This is a genomic window from Pigmentiphaga sp. GD03639 (assembly GCF_029845405.1).
Classification (GTDB): Bacteria; Pseudomonadota; Gammaproteobacteria; order Burkholderiales; family Burkholderiaceae_B; genus Pigmentiphaga; species Pigmentiphaga daeguensis.
The window spans coordinates 97,255-110,990 of sequence record NZ_JAOCLR010000002.1; the positions used below are offsets into that span (position 1 = coordinate 97,255).

The window sequence follows — 13,736 nt, forward strand, 5'->3', positions numbered from 1 at the left end:
TGTTAGCGGCCGATTTGCAGGATGGAATCGTCGCCCGAGCGGCGACCCAGCGCCGATAGCGTGCTTTGCAGCGCGGCGCGGGCCTCGGGCGAGGCATTGGGGGCGGGGCGGGCGACCCCGTTGAAGCGGAAGCCGGTACGCGCGGCCCAGCGTCCGGACCCTTCCATGGTCAGGGGGCCGGACAGCGTGGACAGCGCGAGCGCGACGGCGCCGCCGGCTTCTCCGGTCAGGCGCGCGCGATAGTGGCCGATGGGCCGCAGCAGCGACAGCGCGGTACCGGCGTCGCTCCACTCGGCGTCCAGGAGCTCGCCGGGCGGAATGCCGCCGTTGAGCCGCAGGGACGGCCACTTGAGCCGCACGTCGCCGGTGGGGCGCAGGGTGTTGAAGGGCGCGCCCAGCTGCGCCAGCGTCGAGGCGGGGAGCTTCAGCGTGCGGCCCGACAGCAGGAAGCCGTTGGTCTGCAGGCGCAGCCCCAGCGGGCCGTCCAGCCAGGGATGGCGGATCTCGACCGCCGGGCCGCCGTCCCATGTCGTCTTCCATTCGACGGGCGTGGGCAGGGTGCTGCGGGCCTCGGGGAAACCGAGGGCAAGCAGCGCGCTGCCGCGCCAGATGGTGCCCGAGGCGTCGACCACCGCCACCGGCCATTGGGCGGGCAGGATCGCGATCAGCCAGCGGGCCGGCAGTACCGCCAGGGCGGCGGCCAGGGCCACCAGGACGCACAGGAGGATCTTGAGCCAGGTGCGCATCAGCGGCCCTGTCCGGCCGTGGCCGGGGTGAAGACCAGGACGCCCGACGCCTTGCCCGTCAGCAGGCGTCCGTTATCGTCCGTGGGGCGTTCGAGATCGGCTTGCGCCAGTTGGAGGCGGGTGCGGCCGGGCACCGAGGCCAGCCACTGCATGAGGCCCGCGGCCTGCACCCGGTCGACGGTGACCTGCCAGGCATCGCCGCTGGTGCCCGCCGGTGCGTCGGCGGGAGCGACCTCGGCGGCGATGCCGGCGCGCTCCAGGCTCTGGGCCAGGGCCTGGCGGGTTTCGTCGGCCGTCATCCGGCCGCTGGTCACCCGCTGCAGGCTGCGCGCCTCGGTCGTCAGCGCGTCGACGCGGGCCGCCTGCGTGCGCAGCAGCGGCAATTGCGCTTCCAGTCGGTTGGCGCGGGTCCAGGCGGGTTCGATGAACAGCAGGAACACCAGGGCGATGCCGGCCACCGCGCCGGCGATGCTCAGCAGGCGGCGCTCGCGCGGTGCGAGCCGGGCCCAGCGCCGTCCGGCGTCTTCGCCCAGCCGGGCCAGCGCCGGCGGCATGGAAAGTTTGAAAGCGGGGAGATTCATCGTCGCGGGTTGTCCTGTTGAATGCGCACGCCGCCGCCCTGGGGCGCCGGGCGCGTGCCCCCGTCCTGGCCCGCGCTGGCGGCGGAGCGGATGGTCCAGACGCCGTCGTCGTGCGTGACCTGCAGGCCCAGGCCCTCGGCGCGCTGCAGGATGGCCGGATCGATTTCCATCCGGCTCGCCACGGGCGCTGCCGTGGGCGCGGGCGCGGCGGCCTGTTCCCGGCGCTGCATGAGGCGCCGCAGGCCATGCGTGGCCTGTTGCTGCTGCGTTGGCGCCGGTGGCGGCGCGGCGCCGGCCTTGGCGACCATGCCTATGCCGTCGTCCACCAGCTCCAGCTTCAGTTCGCCCTGGGTGTAGCGCAGCGCGACGACGTTGTTCGTGGCGGCCGGCAGCAGTTGCGTGGTCGCCAGCGCCAGCGGCAGGAAATCGGATGAGCCGAATTCGCCGCCCGCGGCTCGCAACGCATCGCGCCGCTGTTCGGCCTGGCGCAGCGGATCCAGCACCACGGGAATGTCCGGGAACGCCGTCTTGACCTGGGTGGCCATGCGCTGGCGCAGGGCGACTTCCTCGCGGCCCAGTTGCCAGGCGTGGATGTTCAGGCCCACGAGCCACACGGCGGCCGCGCCGGCCGCCCAGGCGGCCGGCTGGCGCCACGGCGAACGGCCGGAGCGATGGGGTTGCAGGTCGGCCAGGGCCAGCGACCACCCCGGAAGCACGCCCTGCCAGCGCGCCCCGGTGGGCAACGCGCGCCGCTCGGTCGCCGAGAGTTCGGGCCAGCCCGCGGGCTGCGGGTCGATCCAGCCGACGACACCGGGCGCATCCTGCTCGAGCGCGGGCAGCAGCGCCGCCACCGCCGGATCGGCATCGGTCGTCGCGAACGGGTCGATGGCCCAGACCTGGCCGGCCTGGGGACCGGTGCGCACCACCACGTGGTCGTCGCGCACCAGCACGGTCCAGCCCGTGTCGGTCAGCGGCAGGGCCAGCGGAGCCGGCACCAGGGCGTCGGCGGGCAGGCCGCTGTCGGCCAGCAGCCGCAGGGCGCGCGCAAGCGGCTCGCGGGCCGCCCAGGCCACGGAGACGGAGCCATCGCCGGCGCGGGCGCCGTGGGCGACCGCCAGGCCTTCGATGTCGCCCAGCAGCATGGGCTCGACCGCTCCGGCGACGGCGGCCTGCAGCCGGTGCGTGGGCAGGGGCGGCACCGTGACGGTGGTCAGCACACTGTCGGCCGGGTGCAGGATGCCCTCGACGCGGCTGGGCGGCACGGCCGCGGCCAGTTCGGCCAGCGGCAGTTCGCCCGTCCGCTGGACGGCATGCTGCCGGTCCAGCAGCGCGAACGCCACCCGCGAGTCGGCATGCAGCAGGGATAGGGCGGGCAGCTCTAGCCGCAACGTTGTCTTCAATTGGTCTCCCTCTTCCAGACCACGGTGGGTGAATTGGCATTGGCCCGCGAGACGAGCGCCTGCATTGTGACGGCAGCGCGCTCCAGCGTCACGGTGCCGGAAACCATGAACCACTTGCTGGCGGTGACGATCTGCGAGTCGCTGATAGTAATGTCAGGATTGGCCAGGCGGTTGCCGAAATCGGCACGGTCGTTGAACCAGGTGCCGGCGTTGCGCTGCTCGGTCAGCGCGCGGGCCTGCGCCAGCGACAGGCCCGGCACCACCGCCGCCAGCACCTCGGCGGGGGCCGTGTTGGCATTGACCGCGGTGGTTTCGGGCAGCACCGTGACGTAGGGGCGCAGGGCTTCGATGGTCTTTTCGTCCACGTCGGTGATGCCTTCCAGGTCGTCCACCGTCCGTATCATCGGGGCGGAAGGGCCGCGGCCCTGGCTTGCTTCCCCGTTCTGGCCGGTTCCCGTGCCGCTGCCCGTACCCGTTCCTGTTCCCGTACCCGTTTCTCCGGAAGTGCCCGGCACCGCCTGCGCGCTGGCGATCCGCACGGCGATCCGCGGCGCCAGGCTGCCGGGCAGGCCCAGCATCGCGCACAGCCGGTCCAGGGCCGCGATCTCCATGGGCTGCGGCACGCCGGCCTTGGCCAGGTTGCGCAGGTTGTACTTGCCCTGTTCATCCTCGATGCGGCCGGAGAACAGGGCCACCCGGTCGTCCCCGGGGCGGGTGATGCGGGTATCGGCCACGGGCGTGGCCCACAGCTCGCCCAGGCGCGTGGTGTTGTTGCGGCGGGCGTCCTCGCGCAGGACCAGCCGCGCCCAGTCCAGGCCGCCCAGCAACAGCCAGCGGGCCTGGATGCGGGCCTGTTCGTTCTCGACCGCCCGCACCGACGCCGCCTGGCGCTGGAAAAGGCCGGTTACCAGCACGGCCACGGCGGCCACGATCAGCAGCGCGCTGATTACCGCCATGCCGCGCTGCCGGCGCCTGGCGCGAGGGTCGGGCCGCCGCGTCATTCGAGCACCACCACGCGGCGATAGCGTTCCACGCGTTCGCCGGTCCGGCGTTCGGCCGACAGCTCCAGGCCGGTGAACGGGGTGCCGGTGGCGGGAAAGGGGGTATTGATCCAGCCCTGGCCGGGTACCCAGGCGCGTATGACGAAACGCGTCACGCCGCCCAGGATCGCCGCGCCGCCGCCCGCCGCGGGCAGGGGATAGAGGCGGGCCGAGGCGCCGGCCGCGCGGCGCAGCACCGTGCCGTCCAGGAACCAGACGACGCGCTGCCAGCCGGCCGGATCGGCGGCGTCGGCGCGGATGATCTCCAGCGTGGCCGAGGCGTCGGGCGTTTCCTTGATCGTGATGCGCAGGCTTTGCGGCAGACGCGCGCCGGTGGCCGTGGCGGTGCCGGTGTCCAGCAGCGCGTCCGGCGCGCGCATCGCCAGGTCGCGCTCCATCTGGCCCAGCATGCGCGTGACGCTCTCGACCTCGTCGGCATCTCCCGCCAGCCGTCGCTGCAGGGCGCTGACGTTCTCCAGCCCGCGCCACGAGATGATGGCCACCACCGCCATCAGGGAAATGGCGACGAGGACCTCGATCAGCGTGAAGCCGGCCTGCGCGCGTCGGGTCATGGCAGCGCGCTCAGGAAGCCGTTGACCTGCGCCAGCACGCGGTCGGGATCGCCTTCGGGATGGACGCGGATCATCACCTGGCGGATGTTGGTGTTGTCCGAATTGGTGAATACCTGTTCGCACTGCATGGCCTGACCGCCCTGCGGGCAGTTGACCAGCTGGCGTCCGGGGCTGGGCATGAGGCGGGCCAGGCGCAGCTCGGCCAACTGGTTCTCGGCCTCGACCAGCGCCAGCGACTTGGCGCGCAGCGCGGCATTGTTCTGCGCGATCAGGCCGACCGCCCGTACCGACGCGGCCAGCGCCACGCCCACGATGGCCAGGGCGACCAGCACTTCGACCAGGGTGAAGCCGGCTTCACTGGACCGCATAGCGTCCCGCCTCGTCGCGCAGGATGGTCACGATCGCGTCGGCGTTGCGCAGCCTGACGATGAGCGGACCCGGAATCCACTCCGACGTGAATACGGGCGGGCCGGGCGGCTCGACCTGCACGGTGACCGGACCGTCGGCCCAGCGTCGTGGCCGCAGCAGTTCGTCGCGGCCGAAGGTGTCCAGCGTGGTGGAGGAGGTGCCCGCGGCCGTGACCGCGCCCGGCGTCAGCGCGCGGGCGCGGCGGACGAAGCGGTAGCCTTGCTCGTCCGCCTGCCAGGTGATGCGGCGACCGTCGGCGCGGACCTCGCCCTGGGCCACCGAGAACAGCTGGGCCAGCCGTTCGGCGTCGTCCCGGAGCAGCTTGCGGCGGTCGGGAAAGGCCCGGATGGTCACGGCCGCAGCGGCGATGCCGACGATCACGACCACGACCATCAATTCGATCAGCGTGAACCCCCGGGCGCGCCGGGGGCCTGCGCCGACGCCGCGGGCAGCGGGGCGGCGCCGGGGATCAGAGGTCCCAGGAACCGACGTCGGCATTGGCGTTTTCGCCGCCGGGCTGGCCGTCGGCGCCCAGCGAAAACACGTCGACGTCGGCGCCGTGTACGCCCGGGTTCAGGTATTGGTACGGATTGCCCCAGGGATCGGCGGGCAGGCGGTCGAGGTACTGCTTCCAGTTCGGAGGCACCTGTCCGGTCGCGGGCCGTTCGACCAGGGCACGCAGGCCTTGTTCGGTCGTGGGGTAGCGGCCGTTGTCCAGGCGGTACAGCTTCAGCGCCTGCATGATGCCGGAAATGTCCTGCCGGGCGGCAACCGCCCGGGCCTGGTCGGGCCGATCGAGCACCCGCGGCACGACCAGCGCCGCCAGGATGCCCAGGATGACCACGACGACCATGATCTCGATCAGGGTAAAGCCGGCCTGGCGCCGGGCGCGGATAGAGCGTGACCGTGTCACAGCGTAAACTCCGTGTCGTAATTTTTGCGGCACCTATTATCGCTGCTTTAGATGACAATTCATGATGCGGGTATCCCTGTCACATTCCCCCCGCAAAATGGACCGTTTTGACCGGCCGCGCCAAGGCGGCCCCTGCCGGAGTCAGTGATGCGGGTAATCCCCAGTCTCCCCCGATCGAGCACCTTCGTCGCGCTGCTGGCGCTCGCGGCGGGCATAGGCGTGTGGGGAGCCATCCTGCTCGCGCCTTCTCCCCCGCCGGCCCCACCCACGGCGGTCGGCGACGGTGCCCTGCAGACCGACACCGGCCCGGTGGCCGGCTGGTTCGGCACGGGCGCCGGGGCGAAGATCCAGGTGGTCGTGGCCGGCCTCATCGCCGCCGGACCCAGCGGCTCCGCGGTCCTGGCCATAGACGGCCGCCCCGCCCGCGCCTACGCGGTCGGCACCCAGCTGGCCGAAGGCGTCACGCTGGCCGAGGTCCTGGGCGGCGGCGTGGTGCTGGACCAGGGCGGCGAGCGCGTCGAAGTCCAGGCCACCAAGCTCCCCCCCGTGGACGGCATCCGGACGGTAGGCTCCGCCCGGCCTTGAGACGGCCGGTCGGCAAAACGCAAGTTTCCGGCCCACCTCTCGGCATGCCGAACAGTTGGCAGCCAGCGAAGCGCAGCCGCCACACCCTAAGATAAAAGGACTAGACCCAGGATGCGGTGGATCCGGCTCCGCCGGTCCACCCGCATCGCCCCTGGGGGCGCGCGTCAGCGCGTAGGGGGGGCTATAACACCCCGCGCCGCATCTGATCCAGCTCGATCGATTCGAACAAGGCCTTGAAGTTGCCTTCGCCGAAGCCTTCGTCGCCCTTGCGCTGGATGATCTCGAAGAAGATCGGGCCGATCACGGTCTGCGTGAAGATCTGCAGCAGCAGGCCGCCGCCGGGCGCGCCGTCCAGCAGGATGCGGTTCTTCGCCAGCCGCGCGACGTCTTCGCCGTGGCCCGGCAGGCGCTTGTCCAGCAGTTCATAGTACGTGTCCGGCGTGTCCAGGAAGACCACGCCCGAGGCCCGCAGCGCCTCGACGGTGGCGTAGATGTCGTCCGTGCCCAGCGCGATATGCTGGATGCCCTCGCCGTGGTAGAGGTCCAGGTATTCCTGGATCTGGCCCTTCTCGTCGTTGCCTTCCTCGTTGATGGGAATGCGGATGCGTCCGCAGGGCGAGGTCATGGCCTTGGACTTGACGCCCGTGACCTTGCCCTCGATGTCGAAGTAGCGGATCTCGCGGAAATTGAACAGCCGTTCGTAGAAATCCGCCCACTCGCTCATGCGGCCCCGGTGCACGTTGTGCGTCAGGTGGTCGATCAGGGTCAGGCCGGCGCCGCGGTGGCCCGCGTCCTCGCTGGCTCGCGCCGGCTCCAGCGGCTCGAAGTCCACGTCGTAGATGTCGATGTCGCCGATCCCGCCGTTGCGGCCGTTCTTGCCGCGCCACCGGTCAACGAAATAGATCAGCGAGTCGCCGATGCCCTTGATGGCCGGGATGTTCAGCTCCATGGGGCCGCTGTGCCCGTCGAAGCCCCAGGCGCCCAGCTCCAGCGCGCGCTTGTAGGCCGCCGCCGCGTCGTTCACCCGGAAGGCGATCGCGCAGATCGAAGGGCCGTGCAGGCGAGCGAAGCGCTGCGCGAACGAGTCGGGTTCGGCGTTGACGATGAAATTGATGCCGCCCTGGCGGTAAAGCAGCACGTTCTTGTGGCGGTGGCGAGCGATCGCCTTGAAGCCCAGGCCTTCGAACACCTTGCCCAGGGCGGCGGGATCCGGAGCGGCGTATTCGACGAATTCGAATCCGGCGGTACCCATGGGGTTGTCCCAGGGCTGGAAGGGGGTGGTCATGGCTGTCTCCGCTGTGGCGCCGCGCGCCTCTGATCGAAAGGAATCCCAGACGGCATTGTAGGAATGATCGCGAGGCGAATGATTCCAAAGATTGCTCGAATAAAGGTGTTCTGAGCAATAAAATAAAAGAAATATAGGGAATCGGGGCGGAAGATGGCGGAAATTGAATTGGATCGGACGGACCGGCGGATCCTGGTGGAATTGCAGCGCGATGGACGCCTGACGAACCAGGAACTGGCCGAACGCGTGGCCTTGTCGCCCAGCCCTTGCCTGCGGCGGGTCCGGCGCCTGGAAGAGCGGGGGGTGATCCGCCAGTACATGGCGGTGGTAGATCCGGAAAAGGTAGGGCTGGGTCTCCTGGCCTACGTCAGCGTGCGCCTGCAGAAGCACGTCAACGGCGGCCACGCGCCCATCGAGCAGTTCGCCCGCGACGTGCAGGCCTGGCCCGAGGTCGTGGCCTGCTACGCGATGACGGGCGACATGGATTATCTGGTGCGCGTCCAGGTGCGGGACCTGGCGCATTTTTCGAAATTCGCGATGGATACGCTGATGAAGCATCCGTCCGTCGTGGACATCCGCTCCAGTTTCGCGTTGTCCACCATCAAGGAAGCGGTCGCCCTGGACCTGTAGGGCGGCGCGAGGGCAGCCGCGCCCGCATCAGGCCCGCACTTCCAGCAGCAGCTTGCCGATGTGGTCGCCCGTTTCCATGTCGCGATGGGCCTGGGCGGCCTGCGACAGCGGGTAGGTGCGCTGGATCACGGGCCGGATCTCCTTGCCCAGCAGCGGCCAGACCCGGGTGCGCAGGGCCTCGGCCACCCGCATCTTCCGGTCCAGCGGCAGCGGGCGCATCATCGAGCCGGTGATGCGTGCCTCTTTCTGCATGATGGCGCGCAGGGAGGCCTGGAGCGGCGCGCCCGAGCCGCCCGATAGGTGCACGATGCGGCCGCCGTAGGCCAGCGCGGCCAGGTTCTGTTCGGTGTGCCGCCCGCCCGACATGTCCAGCACCACGTCCGCGGCCAGGCCCTCGCGGGCCATGATCTCGGCGAAGGCTTCGGTACGGTAGTTGAACACCCGGCTGGCGCCCAGGGACTGCGCGAAAGCCGATTTCTCGTCGCTGCCGCTGGTGGCGTAGACCGGGTGGCCCAGCGCGCGCAGCAACTGGATGGCGAATACGCCGATGCCGCTGGTCCCGCCGTGGATGAGCGCCGTTTCGCCGGGTTGCATGGCGGCCACTGAAAAGAAGTTGTACCAGACGGTGAAGGCCGCCTCGGGCAGGCAGGCGGCCTGCTCGAGCGTGAGCGAGTCCGGCACGGGCAGCACCAGGGCGCGGTGGGCCAAGGCGTATTGCGCGTAGCCGCCGCCGTCCACCAGGGCGCAGACCGGGGTGCCTGGAGCGAGGTCGCGGACGTTGGCGCCCACGGCATGCACCCGGCCGGCCACCTCCAGGCCGGGAACGTCCGACTCATGGTCGTTGGGGCCGCGGGAGCGCTGGCCGCAATCGTGCCGGTTGACGCCGGCCCAGCTTACCTGGATGAGCACGTCGTCCGGGCCGGGGGCGGGAACGGGGCGATTCTCGGAAACGAGGACTTCGGGGCCGCCGGCGCGGCTGATGACGATGGCTTCCTGGTGCATGGGAGTATCTCGAAGGGGTGGGCGCGTCGGGCGCGGTGGCGTTTTCGTCTATATTAGCGAACTGCCCTGGGGACGGATACGGATAGGCCGGGAGCGTGAATTGACATTCGATTCAGACTCCTTCATAATCTTTCGTTCCCCGGCGGAGGGGTGCCCGAGTGGTTAAAGGGGGCAGACTGTAAATCTGTTGGCCTTGCGCCTACATTGGTTCGAATCCAATCCCCTCCACCAACGGCTTTGCTTTCCGGTGAAATTCGTGGCCAGTGGCTTGAAGCGTGCTGTAACTCAAGCGGCTGGTCAAAATTTTGGCCGGAAGGTTTGGCGGCGGTGGGGTCCGCGGCAGTAGCAGTACCAGGTAGGCGGGTGTAGCTCAATGGTAGAGCAGAAGCCTTCCAAGCTTACGACGAGGGTTCGATTCCCTTCACCCGCTCCAACGAGGTCGTCGCAGGCGCCCGGGTTTCCGGTGAGTTGCCGGACGGTCCGGTGATTGCAGTACAGAATTCGCCCATGTGGCTCAGTGGTAGAGCACTCCCTTGGTAAGGGAGAGGTCACGCGTTCGATCCGCGTCATGGGCACCAGTTTTTTTCGGTTCCATCCGTTATAGCAGGCATCCAGAGGCGGGAGTCAGCCATGGCAAAAGGCAAGTTTGAGCGTACCAAGCCGCACGTGAACGTGGGCACGATCGGTCACGTTGACCACGGCAAGACGACGCTGACGGCGGCGATCACGACGGTGCTGTCGAAGCAGTTCGGCGGCGAGGCCAAGGCGTACGACCAGATCGACGCGGCGCCGGAAGAGAAGGCGCGTGGGATCACGATCAACACGGCGCACGTGGAATACGAGACGGAGACCCGTCACTACGCGCACGTTGACTGCCCGGGGCACGCGGACTACGTGAAGAACATGATCACGGGCGCGGCGCAGATGGACGGCGCGATCCTGGTGGTGTCGGCCGCTGACGGCCCGATGCCGCAGACGCGCGAGCACATCCTGCTGTCGCGGCAGGTTGGCGTGCCGTACATCATCGTGTTCCTGAACAAGGCGGACCTGGTTGACGACGCCGAGCTGCTGGAGCTGGTGGAAATGGAAGTCCGGGAACTGCTGTCGAAGTACGACTTCCCGGGCGACGATACGCCGATCGTGAAGGGCTCGGCCCGCATGGCGCTGGAAGGCGACAAGGGCGAGCTGGGCGAGCAGGCGATCCTGCAACTGGCGGCGGCGCTGGACTCGTACATCCCGACGCCCGAGCGTGCGGTCGACGGAGCGTTCCTGATGCCGGTGGAAGACGTGTTCTCGATCTCGGGTCGTGGCACGGTGGTGACGGGGCGTATCGAGCGTGGCGTGATCAAGGTCGGCGAGGAAATCGAGATCGTCGGTATCAAGGACACGGTCAAGACGACGTGCACGGGCGTGGAAATGTTCCGCAAGCTGCTGGACCAGGGCCAGGCCGGTGACAACGTGGGTATCCTGCTGCGCGGCACCAAGCGTGAAGACGTCGAGCGTGGCCAGGTTCTGGCCAAGCCGGGTTCGATCACGCCGCACACGGAGTTCTCGGCCGAGGTGTACGTGCTGTCGAAGGAAGAGGGCGGCCGTCATACGCCGTTCTTCAACGGCTATCGTCCCCAGTTCTACTTCCGTACGACGGACGTGACGGGCACGATCGAGCTGCCCAAGGACAAGGAGATGGTGCTGCCGGGCGACAACGTGTCGATCACGGTCAAGCTGCTGGCGCCGATCGCCATGGAAGAAGGCCTGCGCTTCGCCATCCGTGAAGGCGGTCGTACCGTCGGCGCCGGCGTCGTCGCTAAAATTATTGCTTGAGACCCTTGTCCCGCGCCTGGCGCGGGATAAGACGTAGTGCGAAAGTACAGTAGTTGGCGGTAAAAGTTTGAAAGCCCTCCCTAAAGAATTCGGGGGGGCTTCATCCATAGGGGAATAGCTCAATTGGCAGAGCGTCGGTCTCCAAAACCGAAGGTTGTGGGTTCGATTCCCTCTTCCCCTGCCACTTCTCCCGGAGCCTGCGGGGTCTAGCCGCGGCTTCCGACAGAAAGCCCGGCGCGGCTTCTGCCCCGGGTGTTTTGCAAGCACCGTCACCGCCAGCAGGTCTGGCGCTGCCCGGACGAAAAGATGTCGAATCCAAACGTAGAAACCGTAACTAGCACTGCCGACCGCATCAAGCTGGGCCTGGCCATCGCGGCATTCGTCGCTGGGCTGGTGGGGTTCTACGCCTTGGCAGGCAGCCCCACGATCGCCCGGGTGGGCGCCATCGTCGCCGGCGTGGTCGTTGCCCTCGTGATCGGCTGGTTCAGCGAGCCCGGGCGGCGCCTGGTCGCTTTCGGCCAGGATTCGGTCCAGGAAACGCGCAAGGTCGTATGGCCGTCCCGCAAGGAAACCATCCAGACCACCGTTGCGGTGTTCGCGTTCGTGGTGGTCATGGCGTTGTTCCTGTGGGTCACAGACAAGACCATCGAATGGGTGCTGTACGACCTCATTCTTGGTTGGAAATAACACGGCGGAAACGAGACGATGAGCAAACGTTGGTACGTTGTCCATGTCTATTCCGGCATGGAAAAAAGCGTCCAGAAGGCGCTGACGGAACGCATCGAGCGGGCCGCGCTGCAGACCTCCTTCGGTCGCATCCTGGTGCCCACGGAAGAGGTCATCGAGGTCAAGGGTGGCCAGAAGTCCATTACCGAGCGGCGTTTCTTCCCCGGCTACGTGCTGGTCGAGATGGATCTGACCGACGAGACCTGGCACCTGGTGAAGAACACCAACAAGGTGACCGGTTTCGTGGGTGGGTCGGGCAACCGTCCCACGCCCATCCCCCAGCGCGAGGTCGACGAGATCCTGTCGCAGATGGAAGAGGGTGTGGAGAAGCCGCGTCCCAAGATCCTCTTCGAGGTGGGCGAAATGGTCCGCATCAAGGAAGGTCCGTTCACCGACTTCAACGGCAACGTGGAAGACGTGAACTACGAAAAGAGCAAGCTGCGCGTGTCGGTCACGATCTTCGGCCGATCGACCCCGGTGGAGCTCGATTTCAGCCAGGTCGAGAAGTCCTGACCAGATATATGGCCGGATGGGGCGCTACGGTCAGCGCCATCCGGCTCGCGGCGTTCGCGCCGCGGACAACCCCGACCGTCAACCCCGGGGAGCAGGCCTGAACGGCCTGCGCAAGTACCCGCAAGGAGTCAAGCATGGCGAAGAAAATCGTCGGCTTCATCAAGCTGCAAGTGCCAGCTGGTAAAGCCAATCCGTCCCCCCCGATCGGTCCGGCGCTGGGTCAGCGCGGCCTGAACATCATGGAATTCTGCAAGGCGTTCAACGCCAAGACCCAGGGCATGGAACCCGGTCTGCCGATTCCCGTGGTGATCACCGCCTTTGCCGACAAGAGCTTCACCTTCGTGATGAAGTCGCCCCCGGCGACCATCCTCATCAAGAAGGCTGCCGGCATCCAGAAGGGTTCGCCCAAGCCCCATACCGACAAGGTCGGCACGCTGACGCGCGCCCAGGTCGAGGAAATCGTCAAGACCAAGCAAGCCGATCTGACGGCTGCCGACATGGACGCCGCGGTTCGTACGATCGCTGGCAGCGCCCGTAGCATGGGCATCACGGTGGAGGGTCTGTAATCATGGCACGCTTGTCCAAACGTGTAGCCGCGCTGCGCGCCAAGATCGATCGCAGCAAGCTGTATCCCGTCGCCGAAGCGCTGGCGCTGGTGAAGGAAACCGCGACCGCCAAGTTCGATGAGTCCATCGACCTGGCCGTGCAACTGGGCATCGACGCCAAGAAGTCCGACCAGCTGGTTCGTGGCTCGGTGGTCCTGCCCGCCGGTACCGGCAAGTCGGTGCGCGTGGCCGTGTTCGCCCAGGGCGACAAGGCCGAGGCCGCCAAGGCCGCTGGCGCCGACATCGTCGGCATGGAAGACTTGGCCGAGCGCATCAAGGGCGGCCAGATCGACTTCGACGTGGTCATCGCCTCGCCCGACACGATGCGTGTCGTCGGCGCGCTGGGCCAGATCCTGGGTCCGCGCGGCCTGATGCCGAACCCCAAGGTCGGCACCGTGACGCCCGACGTCGCCACCGCCGTCAAGAACGCCAAGGCCGGTCAGGTCCAGTACCGTACCGACAAGGCCGGGATCATTCACGCCACCATCGGCCGTGCCTCGTTCAACGTCGAACAGCTGCAGAGCAACCTGCTGGCGCTGGTCGATGCACTGAACAAGGCCCGTCCGACGACGGCCAAGGGTATTTACCTGCGCAAGCTGGCGGTGTCGTCCACCATGGGTGGCGGTGTCCGCGTGGACCAGGCCTCTCTGACGGCCAGCCAGCAGTAATCGCAGGGCAACAGACTTTGGGCTGCATCGTGCGCGAGGCGCAAGCCGGACGCGCGGTGCTGCTGTCAAAGACCGCTGGAGTGAAACCGGAATCCCTGGCTTGCCAGGTACCCGGGGGATCTTAAAACCGCGACTCGCGGGCAGGCATGGAATGCTGTCCGCCCAAGCACGGATCCAGCGCAGACGGCGCTCCCAGGAAGAATTCTTTATCCAAAGAAGTCGACCAGGTTCGCCGCATTCG

At 68.0% G+C, this 13,736-nt stretch carries 17 protein-coding genes and 4 tRNA genes; 11 read left to right on the forward strand and 10 right to left on the reverse strand.

What is annotated here, in order from left to right; all coding sequences use genetic code 11:
• Positions 1–2: 2 nt before the first annotated feature.
• The 8 genes from gspN to gspG are packed head-to-tail and all read right to left on the reverse strand — an operon-like array spanning position 3 to position 5,660.
• Positions 3–746: a type II secretion system protein N gene (gspN, locus tag N5K27_RS02385; RefSeq protein ID WP_279814472.1), complete on the reverse strand. Its 744-nt coding sequence runs from the start codon at positions 744–746 to the stop codon at positions 3–5.
• Positions 746–1,327, reverse strand: a complete 582-nt coding sequence (gspM, locus tag N5K27_RS02390) for a type II secretion system protein GspM (protein ID WP_087838398.1) — start codon at positions 1,325–1,327, stop codon at positions 746–748. Before gspM ends, gspN begins: the two co-directional genes overlap by 1 nt.
• Positions 1,324–2,727 carry a type II secretion system protein GspL gene (gspL, locus tag N5K27_RS02395; protein WP_165963154.1) on the reverse strand — a complete coding sequence of 468 codons (1,404 nt, stop codon included), beginning with the start codon at positions 2,725–2,727 and terminating at the stop codon, positions 1,324–1,326. The genes gspM and gspL overlap by 4 nt, the downstream gene beginning before the upstream one ends.
• Complete coding sequence (gene gspK, locus N5K27_RS02400; protein ID WP_243724517.1) at positions 2,724–3,683, reverse strand: type II secretion system minor pseudopilin GspK; 960 nt, start codon at positions 3,681–3,683, stop codon at positions 2,724–2,726. Before gspK ends, gspL begins: the two co-directional genes overlap by 4 nt.
• Before the next feature lie 41 nt (positions 3,684–3,724).
• The gene (locus N5K27_RS02405) at positions 3,725–4,339 is read right to left on the reverse strand and encodes a prepilin-type N-terminal cleavage/methylation domain-containing protein (RefSeq protein ID WP_087838396.1); all 615 of its coding nucleotides are present in this window, start codon (positions 4,337–4,339) and stop codon (positions 3,725–3,727) included.
• Entirely contained in the window at positions 4,336–4,707 is a 372-nt protein-coding gene (gene gspI, locus N5K27_RS02410; protein WP_087838395.1) for a type II secretion system minor pseudopilin GspI, read from the reverse strand. The genes N5K27_RS02405 and gspI overlap by 4 nt, the downstream gene beginning before the upstream one ends.
• On the reverse strand, positions 4,694–5,245 hold the full coding sequence (locus tag N5K27_RS02415; protein WP_087838394.1) for a prepilin-type N-terminal cleavage/methylation domain-containing protein: 552 nt from the start codon (positions 5,243–5,245) through the stop codon (positions 4,694–4,696). Before N5K27_RS02415 ends, gspI begins: the two co-directional genes overlap by 14 nt.
• Positions 5,217–5,660 carry a type II secretion system major pseudopilin GspG gene (gspG, locus tag N5K27_RS02420; RefSeq protein ID WP_165963155.1) on the reverse strand — a complete coding sequence of 148 codons (444 nt, stop codon included), beginning with the start codon at positions 5,658–5,660 and terminating at the stop codon, positions 5,217–5,219. Before gspG ends, N5K27_RS02415 begins: the two co-directional genes overlap by 29 nt.
• Before the next feature lie 147 nt (positions 5,661–5,807).
• Between gspG and N5K27_RS02425 the strand changes: the two genes are divergently transcribed.
• Entirely contained in the window at positions 5,808–6,245 is a 438-nt protein-coding gene (locus N5K27_RS02425) for a hypothetical protein (RefSeq protein WP_165404484.1), read from the forward strand.
• A 181-nt stretch (positions 6,246–6,426) separates the two neighbouring features.
• On the opposite strand, the gene hppD is transcribed toward N5K27_RS02425, so the two are convergent.
• Positions 6,427–7,530 carry a 4-hydroxyphenylpyruvate dioxygenase gene (gene hppD, locus N5K27_RS02430; protein ID WP_087838392.1) on the reverse strand — a complete coding sequence of 368 codons (1,104 nt, stop codon included), beginning with the start codon at positions 7,528–7,530 and terminating at the stop codon, positions 6,427–6,429.
• A 153-nt stretch (positions 7,531–7,683) separates the two neighbouring features.
• Here hppD and N5K27_RS02435 point away from each other — a divergent pair, with 153 nt between their 5' ends.
• Positions 7,684–8,160 (forward strand): Lrp/AsnC family transcriptional regulator, encoded by a 477-nt coding sequence (locus N5K27_RS02435; RefSeq protein ID WP_087838391.1) that lies wholly within the window; start codon positions 7,684–7,686, stop codon positions 8,158–8,160.
• A gap of 27 nt (positions 8,161–8,187) precedes the next feature.
• Here the strand turns inward: N5K27_RS02435 and N5K27_RS02440 are convergent, their stop codons facing one another.
• Positions 8,188–9,162 (reverse strand): NAD(P)H-quinone oxidoreductase, encoded by a 975-nt coding sequence (locus N5K27_RS02440; protein ID WP_087838390.1) that lies wholly within the window; start codon positions 9,160–9,162, stop codon positions 8,188–8,190.
• Between the two features lie 144 nt (positions 9,163–9,306).
• On the opposite strand from N5K27_RS02440, the gene N5K27_RS02445 reads away from it, so the two are divergent.
• The 9 genes from N5K27_RS02445 (at position 9,307) to rplA (ending at position 13,495) form a co-directional block, all read left to right on the forward strand.
• Positions 9,307–9,393: transfer RNA gene (locus N5K27_RS02445), tRNA-Tyr, on the forward strand.
• A gap of 128 nt (positions 9,394–9,521) precedes the next feature.
• Positions 9,522–9,595: transfer RNA gene (locus N5K27_RS02450), tRNA-Gly, on the forward strand.
• A 70-nt stretch (positions 9,596–9,665) separates the two neighbouring features.
• Positions 9,666–9,740 (forward strand) — tRNA-Thr (locus N5K27_RS02455).
• A gap of 52 nt (positions 9,741–9,792) precedes the next feature.
• Positions 9,793–10,983 (forward strand): elongation factor Tu, encoded by a 1,191-nt coding sequence (gene tuf, locus N5K27_RS02460; protein ID WP_087838324.1) that lies wholly within the window; start codon positions 9,793–9,795, stop codon positions 10,981–10,983.
• 108 nt (positions 10,984–11,091) lie between these two features.
• Positions 11,092–11,167 (forward strand) — tRNA-Trp (locus N5K27_RS02465).
• Positions 11,168–11,289: 122 nt separating this feature from the next.
• Positions 11,290–11,670 carry a preprotein translocase subunit SecE gene (secE, locus tag N5K27_RS02470; protein WP_087838389.1) on the forward strand — a complete coding sequence of 127 codons (381 nt, stop codon included), beginning with the start codon at positions 11,290–11,292 and terminating at the stop codon, positions 11,668–11,670.
• 18 nt (positions 11,671–11,688) lie between these two features.
• Positions 11,689–12,222: a transcription termination/antitermination protein NusG gene (gene nusG, locus N5K27_RS02475; RefSeq protein WP_087838388.1), complete on the forward strand. Its 534-nt coding sequence runs from the start codon at positions 11,689–11,691 to the stop codon at positions 12,220–12,222.
• Positions 12,223–12,356: 134 nt separating this feature from the next.
• Positions 12,357–12,788, forward strand: a complete 432-nt coding sequence (gene rplK, locus N5K27_RS02480; RefSeq protein WP_087838387.1) for a 50S ribosomal protein L11 — start codon at positions 12,357–12,359, stop codon at positions 12,786–12,788.
• A gap of 2 nt (positions 12,789–12,790) precedes the next feature.
• The gene (gene rplA / locus N5K27_RS02485) at positions 12,791–13,495 is read left to right on the forward strand and encodes a 50S ribosomal protein L1 (RefSeq protein WP_087838386.1); all 705 of its coding nucleotides are present in this window, start codon (positions 12,791–12,793) and stop codon (positions 13,493–13,495) included.
• The last annotated feature ends 241 nt before the right edge of the window (positions 13,496–13,736 follow it).

Excerpts from the sequence above, each read along its gene's own strand:
- gspN (WP_279814472.1), bottom strand. The coding sequence starts at position 746 with ATGCGCACCTGGCTCAAGATCCTCCTGTGCGTCCTGGTGGCCCTGGCC.
- gspM (WP_087838398.1), bottom strand. The coding sequence starts at position 1,327 with ATGAATCTCCCCGCTTTCAAACTTTCCATGCCGCCGGCGCTGGCCCGG.
- gspK (WP_243724517.1), bottom strand. The coding sequence starts at position 3,683 with ATGGCGGTAATCAGCGCGCTGCTGATCGTGGCCGCCGTGGCCGTGCTG.
- N5K27_RS02405 (WP_087838396.1), bottom strand. The coding sequence starts at position 4,339 with ATGACCCGACGCGCGCAGGCCGGCTTCACGCTGATCGAGGTCCTCGTC.
- gspI (WP_087838395.1), bottom strand. The coding sequence starts at position 4,707 with ATGCGGTCCAGTGAAGCCGGCTTCACCCTGGTCGAAGTGCTGGTCGCC.
- N5K27_RS02415 (WP_087838394.1), bottom strand. The coding sequence starts at position 5,245 with ATGCCGACGTCGGTTCCTGGGACCTCTGATCCCCGGCGCCGCCCCGCT.
- N5K27_RS02425 (WP_165404484.1), top strand. The coding sequence starts at position 5,808 with ATGCGGGTAATCCCCAGTCTCCCCCGATCGAGCACCTTCGTCGCGCTG.
- hppD (WP_087838392.1), bottom strand. The coding sequence starts at position 7,530 with ATGACCACCCCCTTCCAGCCCTGGGACAACCCCATGGGTACCGCCGGA.
- N5K27_RS02435 (WP_087838391.1), top strand. The coding sequence starts at position 7,684 with ATGGCGGAAATTGAATTGGATCGGACGGACCGGCGGATCCTGGTGGAA.
- N5K27_RS02440 (WP_087838390.1), bottom strand. The coding sequence starts at position 9,162 with ATGCACCAGGAAGCCATCGTCATCAGCCGCGCCGGCGGCCCCGAAGTC.
- tuf (WP_087838324.1), top strand. The coding sequence starts at position 9,793 with ATGGCAAAAGGCAAGTTTGAGCGTACCAAGCCGCACGTGAACGTGGGC.
- secE (WP_087838389.1), top strand. The coding sequence starts at position 11,290 with ATGTCGAATCCAAACGTAGAAACCGTAACTAGCACTGCCGACCGCATC.
- nusG (WP_087838388.1), top strand. The coding sequence starts at position 11,689 with ATGAGCAAACGTTGGTACGTTGTCCATGTCTATTCCGGCATGGAAAAA.
- rplK (WP_087838387.1), top strand. The coding sequence starts at position 12,357 with ATGGCGAAGAAAATCGTCGGCTTCATCAAGCTGCAAGTGCCAGCTGGT.
- rplA (WP_087838386.1), top strand. The coding sequence starts at position 12,791 with ATGGCACGCTTGTCCAAACGTGTAGCCGCGCTGCGCGCCAAGATCGAT.